General features: G+C 42.7%; 14 protein-coding genes. 10 read left to right on the top strand and 4 right to left on the bottom strand.

Features of this window, described 5'->3' with window-relative positions; all coding sequences use genetic code 11:
- The first annotated feature begins 63 nt into the window (after positions 1–63).
- From ACO05V_RS00300 to ACO05V_RS00270, 7 genes are all read left to right on the top strand, one after another.
- A complete protein-coding gene (locus tag ACO05V_RS00300) occupies positions 64–1,113 on the top strand; it encodes an ABC transporter permease (protein WP_212916720.1) in 1,050 nt (349 codons plus the stop codon).
- A gap of 128 nt (positions 1,114–1,241) precedes the next feature.
- A complete protein-coding gene (locus ACO05V_RS00295) occupies positions 1,242–2,303 on the top strand; it encodes a substrate-binding domain-containing protein (protein ID WP_421846404.1) in 1,062 nt (353 codons plus the stop codon).
- Positions 2,304–2,394: 91 nt separating this feature from the next.
- The gene (locus tag ACO05V_RS00290; protein ID WP_421846402.1) at positions 2,395–3,342 is read left to right on the top strand and encodes an SMP-30/gluconolactonase/LRE family protein; all 948 of its coding nucleotides are present in this window, start codon (positions 2,395–2,397) and stop codon (positions 3,340–3,342) included.
- A gap of 27 nt (positions 3,343–3,369) precedes the next feature.
- Positions 3,370–4,044, top strand: coding sequence for a hypothetical protein (locus tag ACO05V_RS00285; RefSeq protein ID WP_421846400.1), 675 nt, complete (start codon positions 3,370–3,372; stop codon positions 4,042–4,044).
- Between the two features lie 157 nt (positions 4,045–4,201).
- Positions 4,202–4,402: a type II toxin-antitoxin system HicA family toxin gene (locus tag ACO05V_RS00280; protein WP_421846398.1), complete on the top strand. Its 201-nt coding sequence runs from the start codon at positions 4,202–4,204 to the stop codon at positions 4,400–4,402.
- A 23-nt stretch (positions 4,403–4,425) separates the two neighbouring features.
- Positions 4,426–4,830 (top strand): type II toxin-antitoxin system HicB family antitoxin, encoded by a 405-nt coding sequence (locus tag ACO05V_RS00275; RefSeq protein ID WP_421846396.1) that lies wholly within the window; start codon positions 4,426–4,428, stop codon positions 4,828–4,830.
- 24 nt (positions 4,831–4,854) lie between these two features.
- The gene (locus ACO05V_RS00270) at positions 4,855–5,676 is read left to right on the top strand and encodes an AbiH family protein (RefSeq protein ID WP_421846394.1); all 822 of its coding nucleotides are present in this window, start codon (positions 4,855–4,857) and stop codon (positions 5,674–5,676) included.
- Positions 5,677–5,735: 59 nt separating this feature from the next.
- Here the strand turns inward: ACO05V_RS00270 and ettA are convergent, their stop codons facing one another.
- The 4 genes from ettA to ACO05V_RS00250 all read right to left on the bottom strand — a co-directional run bounded on the left by ettA (position 5,736) and on the right by ACO05V_RS00250 (position 11,067).
- Positions 5,736–7,397 carry an energy-dependent translational throttle protein EttA gene (ettA, locus tag ACO05V_RS00265; protein ID WP_421846392.1) on the bottom strand — a complete coding sequence of 554 codons (1,662 nt, stop codon included), beginning with the start codon at positions 7,395–7,397 and terminating at the stop codon, positions 5,736–5,738.
- A gap of 229 nt (positions 7,398–7,626) precedes the next feature.
- Positions 7,627–9,123 carry a methyl-accepting chemotaxis protein gene (locus tag ACO05V_RS00260; RefSeq protein ID WP_421846390.1) on the bottom strand — a complete coding sequence of 499 codons (1,497 nt, stop codon included), beginning with the start codon at positions 9,121–9,123 and terminating at the stop codon, positions 7,627–7,629.
- Positions 9,124–9,182: 59 nt separating this feature from the next.
- Entirely contained in the window at positions 9,183–10,010 is an 828-nt protein-coding gene (locus ACO05V_RS00255; RefSeq protein ID WP_421846388.1) for a hypothetical protein, read from the bottom strand.
- Positions 10,011–10,155: 145 nt separating this feature from the next.
- Positions 10,156–11,067 carry a DMT family transporter gene (locus ACO05V_RS00250; RefSeq protein ID WP_421846386.1) on the bottom strand — a complete coding sequence of 304 codons (912 nt, stop codon included), beginning with the start codon at positions 11,065–11,067 and terminating at the stop codon, positions 10,156–10,158.
- A 162-nt stretch (positions 11,068–11,229) separates the two neighbouring features.
- On the opposite strand from ACO05V_RS00250, the gene nrdR reads away from it, so the two are divergent.
- The 3 genes from nrdR to nusB all read left to right on the top strand — a co-directional run bounded on the left by nrdR (position 11,230) and on the right by nusB (position 13,695).
- Positions 11,230–11,742: a transcriptional regulator NrdR gene (nrdR, locus tag ACO05V_RS00245; RefSeq protein ID WP_421846384.1), complete on the top strand. Its 513-nt coding sequence runs from the start codon at positions 11,230–11,232 to the stop codon at positions 11,740–11,742.
- Positions 11,739–12,893: a bifunctional diaminohydroxyphosphoribosylaminopyrimidine deaminase/5-amino-6-(5-phosphoribosylamino)uracil reductase RibD gene (ribD, locus tag ACO05V_RS00240; protein WP_421846382.1), complete on the top strand. Its 1,155-nt coding sequence runs from the start codon at positions 11,739–11,741 to the stop codon at positions 12,891–12,893. Before nrdR ends, ribD begins: the two co-directional genes overlap by 4 nt.
- A 277-nt stretch (positions 12,894–13,170) precedes the next feature.
- Positions 13,171–13,695, top strand: a complete 525-nt coding sequence (gene nusB / locus ACO05V_RS00235; RefSeq protein ID WP_421846380.1) for a transcription antitermination factor NusB — start codon at positions 13,171–13,173, stop codon at positions 13,693–13,695.
- Positions 13,696–13,883: the final 188 nt, after the last annotated feature.

Below are 13,883 nucleotides of genomic sequence, written 5' to 3'. Positions count from 1 at the left end.
TAACGAATGAAAATGTGTTTCCTATTGAATAGCTAAAATAAAAATTATAGAGAGTAGCAGACAATGACAACTTCTATTAAATCCACGGCATTAGAGCCGGATCACAATGATAAAAATTCATCCAACGAGGGGCTTTTTTCCCATGTTGGTCGCTATCTTCCAGTTTATGGTCTACCTATTTTAACCCTACTATTGATCATGTTCTTTTCTGTTTTATTACCGGATACTTTTCCAACCATGCTGAATTTACGCTCTATTTTAAGCGATAAATCCATCATCGCGATTTTAGCGCTTGCTGCCATGGTTCCTATGTTAACAGGCAAGATGGATCTGACAGTTGGTTATGGCATTGTACTTTGGCATATTTTAGCAATCAGCCTTCAAACTAAATTTGGTATGAGTTGGCAAATGGCGGTATTCGTCGTTTTAGTATGTGGCATGTTGTTTGGCCTTCTTAATGGTCTTTTAGTTGAGATGGCTAAAATTGATTCTTTCATTGCTACGTTAGGTACTGGCACTGTTATCTATTCCGTTGCACTTTGGTATACCGGAGGGCGTCAAGTAATTGGCTCTCTAGATGCTGATTTCTACTCACTCTCGAATGCATTTTTCTTTGGTTTGCCTGCGCCTGCATTTTACGTGTTGGGGATTGCTATTTTGTTGTGGATTATCACTGAGCGTTTGCCTTTGGGGCGGTGCTTATATGCTATTGGCGCTAACCCTAGAGCAGCTGCGCTGAATGGTATTCCAGCACGCAAGTATGTTATTGGTGCGTTTGTTACCTCTGGTTTATTGACTGCTTTTGCAGGCGTGCTTTTAGCAGCAAAATTACGAATTGGTCAGGCAAATGTTGGTCTGGAGTTTTTATTACCTGCTTTGGTTGGGGCTTTTCTAGGATCTACGACCATCCGTCCCGGACGAGTCAATGTGCTTGGCACCATTATTGGTGTGTCTATTCTGGCCGTGGGTATTTCAGGTATTCAGCAGTTAGGCGGGGCATTTTACATTGAGCCATTGTTCAATGGCGCAACCTTATTGATATCCATAGGTATTGCAGGTTATGCCCAGCGTCGAGGTGGCCGCATAAAACGAATTATGAAAAAGAGTGAGTAGCAAGCCAATTGAAATGAGTGAATGAGTTTGTAATTTAACTTCGAGATATAAAAACAAAAAACACAGATGAGGTTACCATGAAAAAATATAAATCTATCTTAAAATATAGTTCTTTAAGCTTATCTATATTGCTAGCCATAGGAACAGGCAGTGCTAAAGCAGATGATTTTTTAGATATAGCTAAAGCGAAGGTTCAAGCAGCAACAGCACCTTATAATAAGTGGGACGGTCCAACCTCGGGTCCAAAAGCTGTGTCTGGAAAAACGATTGTCTTTTTGGCTTCTGATATGCGAAATGGTGGTGTGCTTGGTGTAAGTAATGGCGTAGAAGAAGCTGCAGTTTGGACAAAATGGAAGGTTCGTGTGCTGGATGGTCAAGGAACAGTATCTGGCCGTACCGCAGCGTTTAATCAGGCGATAGCGTTAAAGCCAGATGGTATTGTAGTAGGGGGCTTTGATGTTAATGAACAAGCTGTCGCACTTGAAACAGCCACGAAGCAGGGTATTAAAGTCGTAGGGTGGCACTCTGCACCAAATCCAGGTCCTATTCCAAGTAAGAACTTATTCTCAAACATTACGACTAGCGCTGATGACGTCGCTGAAATTGCAGCATTAGCTGCAGTGGCAGGTTCTGATGGTAAAGCTGGAGTCGTTATCTTTACTGATTCTGCTTATGCTGTTGCGATTGCCAAATCGGATGCTATGGCTAAAGTCATCAAGCAATGTAGTGGCTGTACTCTAATATCCGTTGAGGATACACCGTTATCAGATACTTCTACACGTATGCCTCAGTTAACAACATCTTTGTTGCAGCGCTATCAAGGTAAGTGGACCTACTCCTTGGGAATTAATGACCTTTATTTTGATTACATAGGTTCTGCATTAAATGCCTCTGGTCTACCTGCAGATAAACTTCCTCGTAACATCTCGGCTGGCGATGGAAGTCAATCGGCTTATTCACGCATTCGTTCTAACTTCAACCAAATAGGGACAGTACCAGAGCCACTTAATATGCACGGTTGGCAAGTTGTTGATGAACTAAACCGAGCCTTTGCGGGCGTTGCTGATAGCGGCTTTGCGACCCCAGTACATTTGGTTACCCCGGAGAATATTCAGTTTGATGGCGGTCAAAACGATATTTTCGATCCTGACAATAATTATCGCGAACATTATAAAGCGATTTGGAAATAGTCTCTGATAAGTAATAAAGCCCCTTTTTCTATTTAGATGTTAAAAAAAGGGGCTCTTTATTTCAGTTTTTATGCTGTTTTGGATATTGAATATGTTAGCTGTCGAAAAATTTGATAATAGAATTGAGCGTATTTTATTAACAGATTCTGTTCTAGAAAAAGTTTGTACAGGCGCGACATGGAGTGAAGGTCCTGTCTGGTTAGAAGCTTCTCAAACTTTGTTGTGGAGTGATATTCCCAATAACAGAATATTAAGTTGGAATAGTGAAAAAGGAGTAAGTGTTTGGAGATCTCCTGCCAATTTTACTAACGGTCATTACTTAGATCTTCAGGATCATCTATTACATTGCAGTCACGGTGGTAGATCAATTGAGAGAACGGATTTAAAAACAGGTGAAACGACTACTTTAGTTGACCGATATCTTGGTAAGCGTTTGAACTCACCAAATGATTTGGTTGTGAAATCTGACGGAACCATCTGGTTTTCTGACCCACCTTACGGCATTTTATCTAATGTTGAAGGCTATAAAGCAGAGCCTGAACAAGAGGGTAATTTCGTATATCGTTTCGATCCTATTACCAGTGAGCTATCCGTTGTTTGTCATACTATTGAAGAACCAAATGGCTTGGCTTTTTCACCAGATGAATCAAAACTCTATATCGCCGACACTTCTGCGGCGCTAAGAGAAGACGGTTCGGGAAATCATCATATTAAAGTGTTTGATGTCGAACTGGGGCGGAAGTTAAGTAACGAAAGGTTGTTTGCCGTGGTGTCACCAGGTTTAGCCGATGGCTTTCGAGTGGATCAACAAGGTTGGATCTACACTTCGTCGGAAGACAGTATCCAAGTTTATCACGATGACGGCACCTTGTTAGGCAAAATATTTGTTCCAGAAAAAGTCTCTAACTGTACCTTTGCAGTAGATTATTTCTCTGAACATCAAGGGGAAACTTTGTATATTACCGCTTCTACTTCTATATATCGTATTCGTTTGAATACCCGTGGAGCACGTCCTCAGGCTTCAGGCGATGTTGTCTGATAGCGAAACTTTTGTAAGGGATCATTGATGAATTTTACAGAATACTCCGCCATCCTTAGTGCTTTTAAGGAGGGTGTATTTACTTCTATCCTAGACAGTTACGACGATATTTGTCATGCACAAGATCAGTTGATCGCTGAACTTACCAGCAAAGGTGCCGTCATCAAAGGCTGGAAAGTCGTTGAGGATTCCGGTGTTTTTATACTGTCTCCTATTTTTGATTTTCAAATCTTTGAGAATAAGGGCGTTCAGTTACCTAAGGATGAATTATCTGGCATCGAAGTGGAAATATGCTATCAGTGCAGTGTTCCGCTTTTAGCAAATGATATTGGATACGCGGTTAGCAGCGCCCAGCCACTGGTTGCTCTTGAAGTCTTGCGTCCAAAAATTAATGACAAGAGCTATCAATCTTGTGACTTTTATTACAACTTCGGCATTTTGGTTTCGAGCCAACCTATCGCAAGTGACTTTTCTCTCAAAAGCGGACAAACCTATGATTACTCAACTGGCGCTCCCGATTTTTTCGAACAGAAAAAGGCTGTGCTGTTGAAGGGCGTACAAGAGTGTGTTCGTCGAGGTTATATTGATGATTTCTTTTTCATGACTGGCAGCCTAAATGGCCTTATTGAAACTGATATTTGTTTGGGTAAAAACGAAGTCGTTGCATCAAATGGCACGTTAATTAGTGTGGATATTGTGTAGCGTCTAACTCTGTTTTTAAAGCCGTTTGCTGAAAGGTATGCGGCTTTTTTGTTTCTAGTATCATAGTGATTGGTTTTTAGGGTTATTGGAGTTATATATAAAAGCAATGAGTTTTTAAGGGTTGTTGGGGTTATTATAATTTTTCCTAAGGAAAGGAATGGCGAAAAGGATTGATATGAAAAGCCGAGAGGTAATCCAGATGCTAGTCGAAGACGGATGGTATGAAGTTAGAGTAAAAGGCAGTCATGTGCAGTTTAAGCATCCTAATAAAAAAGGCACAGTGACCGTTCCCCATCCAAAGAGAGATTTACCGATTGGTACTTTTAACAGCATAAAGAAACAAGCTCAGCTTTATTAATAGCTTTAGCAGAGGTGTGAACCATGAAATACCCAATTGTATTACATACCGATAATGGCGTTAGCTACGGCGTGACTGTGCCAGATGTGCCCGGCTGCTTTTCGGCTGGCGATACATTTGATGAAGCACTGGAAATGGCTGAAGAAGCAATCTTTTCTCATCTTGAGCTTTTGTTGGAAGACAGTGAAGACATTCCAACCGCAAGCCCGATCTCTGTTCACAAAGACAACCCAGACTACGCCAATGGTGTATGGGCGGTGGTGAATATAGATATCACACCCTTACTTGGTAAAAGCGAGAAAATTAATGTGACCTTGCCACATTTACTCATTACCAAAATCGACAAAATGGTAGCTGCGAATCCAAAATACAAATCCCGTTCTGGGTTCTTGGCAGAAGCGTCTAAGAAAATTTTACAGCTAAGTTAAATGACTAAAAGGAGATCAACAGAAGTGAGTCATGTTCTGATTATAGGTAATGGGTTTGATTTAAATTTAAGGTTGAAAACCAGTTATCGAGATTTCATCGGTTCTACGTTTTTTACTAGAAACTTAGTGGATAGTAGTCTGCCGTTGTTTAAACACTTGGAAAAAGTGGATAAAACCAACTGGATTGATATAGAGAAAGAGTTGGAAAGTTATTCTAAGAGTGAAGTTGAGACTTATGCTTTTTTATTGGAGTACAAGAAGCTATGTGAAGAGCTTAAATCCTATATAAAATCTATTAAACTTGAAGATGTGGATCAAAGCTCACATGCGTATCGGTTACTAGATAATATTAAAGGAGAGCAGTTCTTGATACTTAATTTCAACTATACAAATTCAGTTGAAGTTATTTTGAATAACTTAGGTGTGCCTAAGTACAAGATTGATAAATCAATTATTCATGTGCATGGAAGTGTTAAACAGGACGACATTATTTTCGGAGTCGATGATGATGCTTGTATAAATAACGAACACTCATTTTTAAGAAAAACCAGTAGTTCGCTTTATGATGGTGAGCAAGTTATGCAAGCGCTTAAGGATTTTGAAAGCTTGTCAATATTTGGGCACTCTCTAGGTGAGTCAGACCATATGTACTTCAAATGCTTTCAAGATTTAGCTATAGGAAGGCAATCTCGAGCTAGAAACCAACGGGAAAGCCTAAATCTTTATTACTATGATGAGATGGCTAAATATCAGTTATTGTCACAAATTTATACATTAAGTGGACGCCAAATGGGGCAACTAAAAGATAACTTAGCATCATTTAAAGAGATAGATGTGTCGAAATAAAAAAGCCGCTTCGATTCAGCGGCTTTCCATTCTTTACCAACCAATCCTACTAAATAGAATTACGCATCAATACGTTTGTATTTGATACGTGTTGGTGTCGCTTCGTTGCCGGTGCGTTGTTTGTAGTCGGCTTCGTATTCTGCGTAGTTACCTTCGAAGAAGACGGCTTTAGAATCGCCTTCGTACGCTAGGATGTGTGTCGCGATACGGTCTAGGAACCAACGGTCATGGGAAATAACAATCGCTGCGCCTGGGAAGGCCAGTAGGGCGTCTTCCAGTGCTCGTAAGGTTTCTACGTCAAGGTCGTTGGTTGGCTCATCCAGTAGCAATACGTTGCCACCTTCTTTAAGCAGCTTGGCAAGGTGTAAACGGTTACGCTCACCACCAGACAAATGCTTAACCAATTTTTGTTGATCCGACCCTTTGAAGTTAAAGCGACCAATGTAGGCGCGAGACGGCACTTTGTAGTTGTGCACCGTGATCATGTCTTGGCCATCAGCGATTTCTTCAAATACAGTTTTGTCGCCGTCTAGTTCACGCATTTGGTCTACGTAAGCAAGCTGAACGGTTTCGCCTATGGTGACGGTACCTGAATCAGGTTGCTCGATGCCGGCGATCATTTTGAATAGGGTAGATTTACCTGCACCGTTACCACCAACAACCCCGACGATTGCACCTTGTGGTACGACCATGTTGAAGTCTTCTAGTAGCATCTTGTGTTCGAAGCTTTTGCTAACGCCTTCGATTTCGATGACTTTGTTACCAAGACGTGGTCCTGGTGGAATGTACAATTCGTTGGTTTCGTTACGATCTTGGAACTCTTGTGAGTTCATTTCTTCAAAGCGAGCCAAACGAGCTTTGGATTTAGACTGACGGCCTTTGGCGTTTTGGCGAACCCACTCAAGTTCCGACTTAATGGCTTTTTGGTGAGAGGCTTGTTGTTTCGCTTCGGTTTGTAGTCGAGCGTCTTTTTGCTCTAACCAAGAAGAGTAGTTGCCTTCGTATGGAATACCATGGCCACGGTCAAGTTCCAGAATCCAGCCAGCGGCGTTATCTAGGAAGTAACGGTCATGGGTAATCGCCACAACAGTGCCTGGGTAATCTTTTAGGAAGCGCTCTAGCCAAGCAACGGATTCCGCATCCAAATGGTTGGTTGGCTCGTCCAGTAGGATCATGTCTGGCTTGTTCAACAACAAACGACACAAGGCAACACGACGACGCTCACCACCAGAAAGATGTTCTACTTTCGCATCCCAATGAGGCAGACGTAGTGCATCGGCTGCAACTTCAAGGGCGCGCTCTAGGTTGTGGCCTTCTTTCGCTTCGATCAAGGCTTCAAGCTGGCCTTGTTCTTTTGCTAGCGCATCAAAGTCAGCATCAGGTTCAGCGTATTCAGCGTAAACTGCATCCAAACGTGCCATCGCTTCGATAACGTCAGTGAAGGCTTCTTCAACAATACCACGGACATTTTTTTCTGGATCAAGATGCGGTTCTTGCTCCAAATAGCCGATTTTGATGCCCGGCATTGGACGTGCTTCACCATTATGCTCGGTATCAACACCCGCCATGATGCGTAGAAGTGTCGATTTACCAGAACCGTTAAGACCCAATACACCGATCTTAGCGCCAGGGAAGAATGAAAGAGAAATGTCTTTTAGAATCTCGCGTTTTGGAGGAACGACTTTCCCAACGCGGTTCATGCTGTATACAAACTGAGCCATAAAGAATCAACTTATCCTATGATTGGAGATCCATGCACTATTAATGTCGTGCATAAATTTCGTTAAAACGCTCCACGGAGTTGCCAAAAGAACTCTAGCAAGTCGATGGAGAGCCAAATGCAATTAGTGGGGTAAGGATAGCACAGGGGAAGATTGGGAAAAATACAGATGCAAGCAAGAACCGCTATTTATCGTGGCGGTTCTTGCTGTGTTTTTTTACTTAGATGGTTTAAAGCTTAAAGTTCGATAAATCATTGTTAATGCTAGAGCTAAGAGAGTCGAGCTGATCACTCAATTGTTCGATGTTCGCCGCGTTATCAGTGATAACGATGGTGGCATTATTGATGATAAGTACCTTATCGCTGACTTCAGAAGCAACAGAGCTTTGTTCTTCCGTTGCGGTTGCGACTTGGGCGTTCATGTCATTGATTACGATAATATCTTGAATAATGTCATCAAGTGCTGTGATGGCTCCGCTGGATTCATCAATGGTTTTTTGTAGCGTTGTACTAGTGGATTGCATGAGTTTGTTAGCGTCTTCAGAAGCCGTTTGCAAACTATGAATAATGCCTTCGATTTCTGAGGTGGAATCTTGAGTTCGTTGGGCTAAAGATCGGACTTCATCAGCAACCACTGCAAAACCTCGGCCTTGCTCACCGGCGCGTGCGGCTTCTATTGCGGCATTAAGCGCCAGCAAATTCGTCTGTTCAGCAACACCCTTGATGACATCCAATACTGTGTTGATTTGCGCACTTTGATCTTTTAATTCAATGATTTTCACTGAGGTTGAATGAATCTCTTTACCCAAGTTGTGAATATCATTGATGGTGTTTTTGACAATGCTGTTGCCTTTCACCGCTAGCTCATTACAGCGTTGGGTCTTATTTGCTGTTTCGTTGGCGTTTCTAGCCACTTCTTGAGTTGCAGATGACATCTCATTAAGTGCAGTGGCGACTTGTTCAATTTCTAGTAATTGTTGTTCTGTAGATTTGACGTTTTCATTTGCATTGGATTTTATGCTTTGAGAGCAGTTCGACAGTTCGTTATTCGAGTTAACAATTTTTTGAACCAAGGTGTGAAGATTGGAAATGAAAGTATCAAAACCGAGAGCAAGTACACCCACTTCATCTTTGCTTTGAATATTTAGTCGTCTTGTTAAATCACCGCCACCTTGCGCGATTTCTGCCATAGCATTGGCAACGACCTTAATAGGGTTCACAACATAGCGAGTTAAGACGAACCAGTTGGTTATTTGCAAAACCAATAGCAAAATGACACCGATTAACAGGAACATAATTCTAATAGACGACAACAGTTCTGCGTTACTGTCCATTCTGTAGGTCACTTCAAGGTGACCAATGACACTTTTGTCACTCCAGACGATATCTATCGTATCAATGCGTAAGTCTTGTGAGTTGGCTTTTTTGCTTTCTTCGTCGTGTACCTTTCCAAGTAACTTATCCCTTTGATCGTATGCTTTGATGCTATCAACAAAGGGCAGGTTCATGAATGAAGACATAATGTTTTCAATAAGACCTGAGTCATAAGAGAAAATAGGCTCTTGCAGCGCAATAGATAAGGTGTTGTTCAGGCCTTTTATTTGCTTGTTTAATGCATCATCAAAATGATTTTTAGCCAGCATGTAGCTGATTGAGAAAATAATCACCATCACTATTAATGAGGCGGAAGAAAGAAAAAACATGGATTTCTGTTTGATTGAATTCATTTCTATCTCGTATCGTTGCTTTGGGTATAAGAAATATGTCGTTATTTCGCTTTCTTAAATTAAAGGTTGTCTAAATCCAACCAAAATTCTTTGCGGTCAAAGGCTGTGTCTGGATGCATGGTGGCATTTTTTATACGAATGACGGTTCGTTGCTTCAGGTTTGCCTGCTCTAAAACATCTTTAATCATCGGGTGATTAAAGAACAGTTTGTCATAGCTGCCGTCCGCGATAGCCATTTCAAAACCTTTATAAATCTTGTCGTGCAGCGTTTTGTTAGATTTTTCGACATAAAAATATTGGGCGAAGGGATAAATCAGCATGAGATGTTTTTCAATGGCTAAGTTCAACTCTGGACGTGATTTTACTTCTACCCAAGGTTCATGAAGTGCTCTGGGGAAGTAATCGAAGCGGCCACCTTCGAGCATTAAAAATAAGTTGGGGTATTTCATCGTAGTGACGGTCGGAATGTTGGCTAACTTCATGACCTTTGTATCGCCCCAAAGCTTGCCTAAGCCTGCATCGAATTTCTTTAAATCTTCTAGAGAGTTAATTTTGTCGAATTTTTCTTGGTCACTAGCACGAATAATAAAGATTCGATGTCCGAGCAAGCCTTTTAGAGCAGGGATTCTAACTGGCAGCATTTTGTCTTCGTAAGTGGAGGTAGAGCCCCCCCACATAACATCAATTTTTTTTGATTCGACGGCGCCAATAGCTCGTGCTGTGTTTAGTTCTTGGTCGTTTTGAGTGAAGGTGATATCAGGGTCTACTTTACTCATAACGAGCTTCAATACACTGAACATCAGCTCTTCTTTTTCGCCCACCACCTTGTTAACTCTAATGGTTTCAGCGCTTATTGCATGAAAGGAATGAAGTATTAGAGCCATCATCCCTATGTATCTCAATATAATCACTTGATCCTATTTCCTTTCTTTTTTTACATAAAATTACACTAAGCTGAATCTTATGTCTTATAGCTTTTCTATTTCAAGTTAAATTTTATTTAATTACGAAAGGAGTAAATAAGGTGAGGTTTTAGTGATTGAATAGAATGAGAAGAGCCGCACCAGCCACAACGAAAATAGCCCCTATCCAAGCGCCAAAGGCAGGGCGTTGACCTGTGGTAATCCACAAACCCGGTAAAATTAGCACGGGAACAACGGCTGATAGAGTAGTGACAATACCCACGTTAGCGTTGCCGACGCCCCAAACTAGGACGCTCATGCCGATAACCATACCAATGGTGGCGAGGGTAGCGATGCCCATGAAATCAACACGAGTTAGTTGAGCAAAGGGAATCGCGTCAGCAGGTTGTTTGTGTCGATAAAACAAACCATAAGCCAGAACCAGAGCGAGAGCGCCAGTTCCGACGCGTAACGCAGACACCGCAATTGGGTCGGCACCGTCAAGCAAAGCAGGCTTGCTAAGCAGAGCACCGCTGGCTTGACCAAGTGCCGCGCCGAGTGCGAGCAAAATCCCGATACTTAATTTGCCTTTGGTTTGTTCCCAAGCATGAAGACTATTTCTGCGACCAAACAGTATGGCAATCACCACACCAATCAATACCAAGCCGCAGGCAAATAGCTGACTAAAAGAAAGGTTTTCCCCTAAAAATAACCAACCTAATAGAATCGACATAGGCGCGTTGGTGGCAAAAAGCACCCCAGTGCGTCGAGGGCCAAGGCGATGCACGGCGGTAAACAACATGGTATCGCCAATAAAAATCCCTAACAGACCAGACAGCATGACTATCTCGGCATGTTGCCACAAGGTTGCATTGAATCGTTGGGTGATTAAGCAAATCGCTAACAGAATGGAGCTGGCAATCACAATACGAAAGGTATTAAAGCGCATGGTGCCAAAACGTTGAATTAAGTTTGGCGCCATCAGGCTCGAAATGGTCCAACACAAGGCGGCAACCAAGCCTGATAATTCTGCGAACGGCATATAAATCCTTATAAATTTATCCATTCTCTAATGTAGAAGAATGATAAAAGCGCACACAGTAGCTTGGTAGCTATATTATGGCGGGGTTGGTATGATTTCACCCATCAAACGATGGCCTAATTTCAGGCATTCTTACACCAAATTAGCGATATTGGAAGCACCATGCGATGCCCTTTTTGTGGAACTCAAGATACTAAAGTAGTGGATTCTCGATTGGTTTCTGAAGGCGCACAAGTTCGCCGCCGTCGTACCTGCAGTCATTGCCAAGAGCGCTTTACCACCTTTGAAGTGGCCGAATTGCAAATGCCTAAGCTGATTAAAAGCGATGGCAGCCGAGAAGCCTTCGATGAGGACAAATTACGTAATGGCATTATCAAAGCCATTGAGAAACGTCCCGTCAGCATTGAAGCCGTAGAAACCGCAATCTCCCGAATCAAAGAAAAAATGCAAGCCACTGGCGAGCGTGAATTACCGTCTCGTTGGACGGGCGAAGCTGTGATGGAAGAATTACAGCGCCTTGATCAAGTGGCATACGTGCGTTTCGCTTCTGTTTATCGCAGCTTTAAAGACATTAGCGAATTCCGAGAGGCGATAGATCGCCTAGAAAGTCACAGCGTTGCTATCCCAGAATCGAAAAAAACCGCTCCAGAATTGAAAAAAGAAGACGAAGCATGACAGTGTATAACCACGAATACTGGATGGCGAAAGCCATTCAACTAGCGAAAAAAGGCCGCTACACCACTCACCCAAACCCACGTGTTGGTTGTGTGTTGGTCAAAGATCAGCAAATCATCGGCCAAGGTTTTCATGTAAAAGCCGGAGAAGGCCACGCGGAAGTGAATGCATTGGCGGATGCGAAACAAGACGCCGTCGGCGCAACTGCTTATGTGACTTTGGAACCTTGCAGTCATCAAGGTAAAACACCGCCTTGTGCTGATGCCTTGATTAAAGCTGGCGTCGCGCGTGTTGTATACGGCATGCAAGATCCTAATCCTGAAGTGTCTGGTAATGGTTTGGCGAAAATCAGAAAAGCCGGCATTGAAATCATCGGTCCTGTGTTGGAATTGGACTGCGAAGGGCTTAATCCCGGTTTTATCAAACGTATGCGCGAAGGCCTCCCTTATGTGCGAGTGAAACTTGCCATGAGCATGGACGGCCGCACGGCAATGGAATCTGGCGAAAGCCAATGGATTACTGACTCAGCGGCGCGTTTTGATGTGCAACGTTTACGAGCGCAAAGCGACGCCATTGTCACTGGTATTGGCTCGGTGTTGGCAGACAACCCAAGCATGACGGTTCGCATTGACAACGATGACCAAGAAGCCGATCCGAAAAGCGTGCGTCAGCCGATTCGTGTGGTAATGGACACGGCTTTGTCGATTCTTCCAGAAGCGAAAATTCTTTATCCAGCCAATCAAGCGTGGGTGTTTTCGGTAGAAGAAGAGGTCGAACCTGAGCATTTAGAAGTGCTCACTAAAAAAGGCGTAACTGTTCGCTTTGCTCCACGTGGCGAAGATGGTCGACTTGATTTATTAGATGCGATGGAGCAGCTTGCTGATGCTGGCATTAACGAAGTTTTATTAGAAGCTGGCGCAGAATTGGCTGGTGGTTTTTTAGAAGCGGGTCTGATCGACGAAATCGTGGTTTACATGGCACCGAAATTACTGGGTTCCAGTGCCCGTCCATTATTTAAATTGCCTTTAGAGGCAATGGACGAAGCGATTGATCTGACACTTAAATCGGTTCGCCAAGTTGGGCAAGATGTGCGTTTGGTCTATATACCAAAATACCTCGATGAAGATTTTGAAGGCGATTTTGACGAATAGCCAAAAGCTGAGTCATTGCTTTTTCAGGCTTTTTTTAAGAAAAGCCTGAAAATCGTTTTTTCTTGCTGATATTTCGCCAACTTTGCCGAGAAACCTAGAATAAATGTTGCTATAATCGCCGCCCAAGACAACCCGTATATTCGTACCTTTGGTCGATATGACTCAGATGCTGTCTAAAGGCAGTAGCTAATAAAGCTCTTTAACAACCAAGGGTACTTTAAAACAGACCAAAGCGTCAGCCCATAAGGCAACGTAGTCTGGACAATTGAGGCAAAAAATGAGCGAAGTGGAAACAACAAACGACCAAACTCCAGCACCAAAACGTAAGGATAAAAAGCCTTCACGTTCGCAATTGCGCAGTGCTTCACGTCGTTTGGCATTACAAGCTGTCTATCAATGGCAGATGAACAAAACTGCCGTTAGCGAGATAGAAACTCAATTCGCTATAGATCAAGACCGTGATATGGATTCTTGCGATAAAGTCTACTTCCGCGAATTGCTACAAGGCGTAACTGCCAGCGCGAAAAAACTGGACGCTTTGTTTGAAGAATTACTAGATCGTCCATTAAGCGAACTAGACCCAATCGAATTGGCCGTTATGCGCATCGGTGCATTTGAATTGTCTCAACGTTTAGACGTGCCATACCGTGTTGCGATCAACGAAAGCGTAGAGCTAGCAAAAGGCTTCGGCGCGACAGAAAGCCATAAATATGTAAACGGCATTCTAGACAAACTAGCACAACGTGTGCGCCGCGAAGAAATCGCCGCTCGTCGAGAAGCGAATAAAGAGTCGAACAAGTAATAAAACCTATTACTAAAAGATACCTAAGAGCCCCGTTATTACTTGTTAATAGCGGGGCTTTTTTATGTCTCCATGTTCAGCCTTGGCTAAAGCCACCAAATAACGATTTGTTTCGAAACATTGCTCTTATTGATGGCTGGTTTATTCTTAACCCGCTATCATAGGCGGTATCAAGGTGGTTGTTACGC

The organism is Marinomonas sp., assembly GCF_965225885.1.
Taxonomy (GTDB): Bacteria; Pseudomonadota; Gammaproteobacteria; order Pseudomonadales; family Marinomonadaceae; genus Marinomonas.
The sequence above is the reverse complement of the archived record's forward strand: the minus strand, read 5'-3'. Positions and strand labels throughout refer to the sequence as shown.

Excerpts from the sequence above, each read along its gene's own strand:
- ACO05V_RS00300 (WP_212916720.1), top strand. The coding sequence starts at position 64 with ATGACAACTTCTATTAAATCCACGGCATTAGAGCCGGATCACAATGAT.
- ACO05V_RS00290 (WP_421846402.1), top strand. The coding sequence starts at position 2,395 with ATGTTAGCTGTCGAAAAATTTGATAATAGAATTGAGCGTATTTTATTA.
- ACO05V_RS00285 (WP_421846400.1), top strand. The coding sequence starts at position 3,370 with ATGAATTTTACAGAATACTCCGCCATCCTTAGTGCTTTTAAGGAGGGT.
- ACO05V_RS00280 (WP_421846398.1), top strand. The coding sequence starts at position 4,202 with ATGGCGAAAAGGATTGATATGAAAAGCCGAGAGGTAATCCAGATGCTA.
- ACO05V_RS00275 (WP_421846396.1), top strand. The coding sequence starts at position 4,426 with ATGAAATACCCAATTGTATTACATACCGATAATGGCGTTAGCTACGGC.
- ettA (WP_421846392.1), bottom strand. The coding sequence starts at position 7,397 with ATGGCTCAGTTTGTATACAGCATGAACCGCGTTGGGAAAGTCGTTCCT.
- ACO05V_RS00260 (WP_421846390.1), bottom strand. The coding sequence starts at position 9,123 with ATGAATTCAATCAAACAGAAATCCATGTTTTTTCTTTCTTCCGCCTCA.
- ACO05V_RS00255 (WP_421846388.1), bottom strand. The coding sequence starts at position 10,010 with ATGATGGCTCTAATACTTCATTCCTTTCATGCAATAAGCGCTGAAACC.
- ACO05V_RS00250 (WP_421846386.1), bottom strand. The coding sequence starts at position 11,067 with ATGCCGTTCGCAGAATTATCAGGCTTGGTTGCCGCCTTGTGTTGGACC.
- nrdR (WP_421846384.1), top strand. The coding sequence starts at position 11,230 with ATGCGATGCCCTTTTTGTGGAACTCAAGATACTAAAGTAGTGGATTCT.
- ribD (WP_421846382.1), top strand. The coding sequence starts at position 11,739 with ATGACAGTGTATAACCACGAATACTGGATGGCGAAAGCCATTCAACTA.
- nusB (WP_421846380.1), top strand. The coding sequence starts at position 13,171 with ATGAGCGAAGTGGAAACAACAAACGACCAAACTCCAGCACCAAAACGT.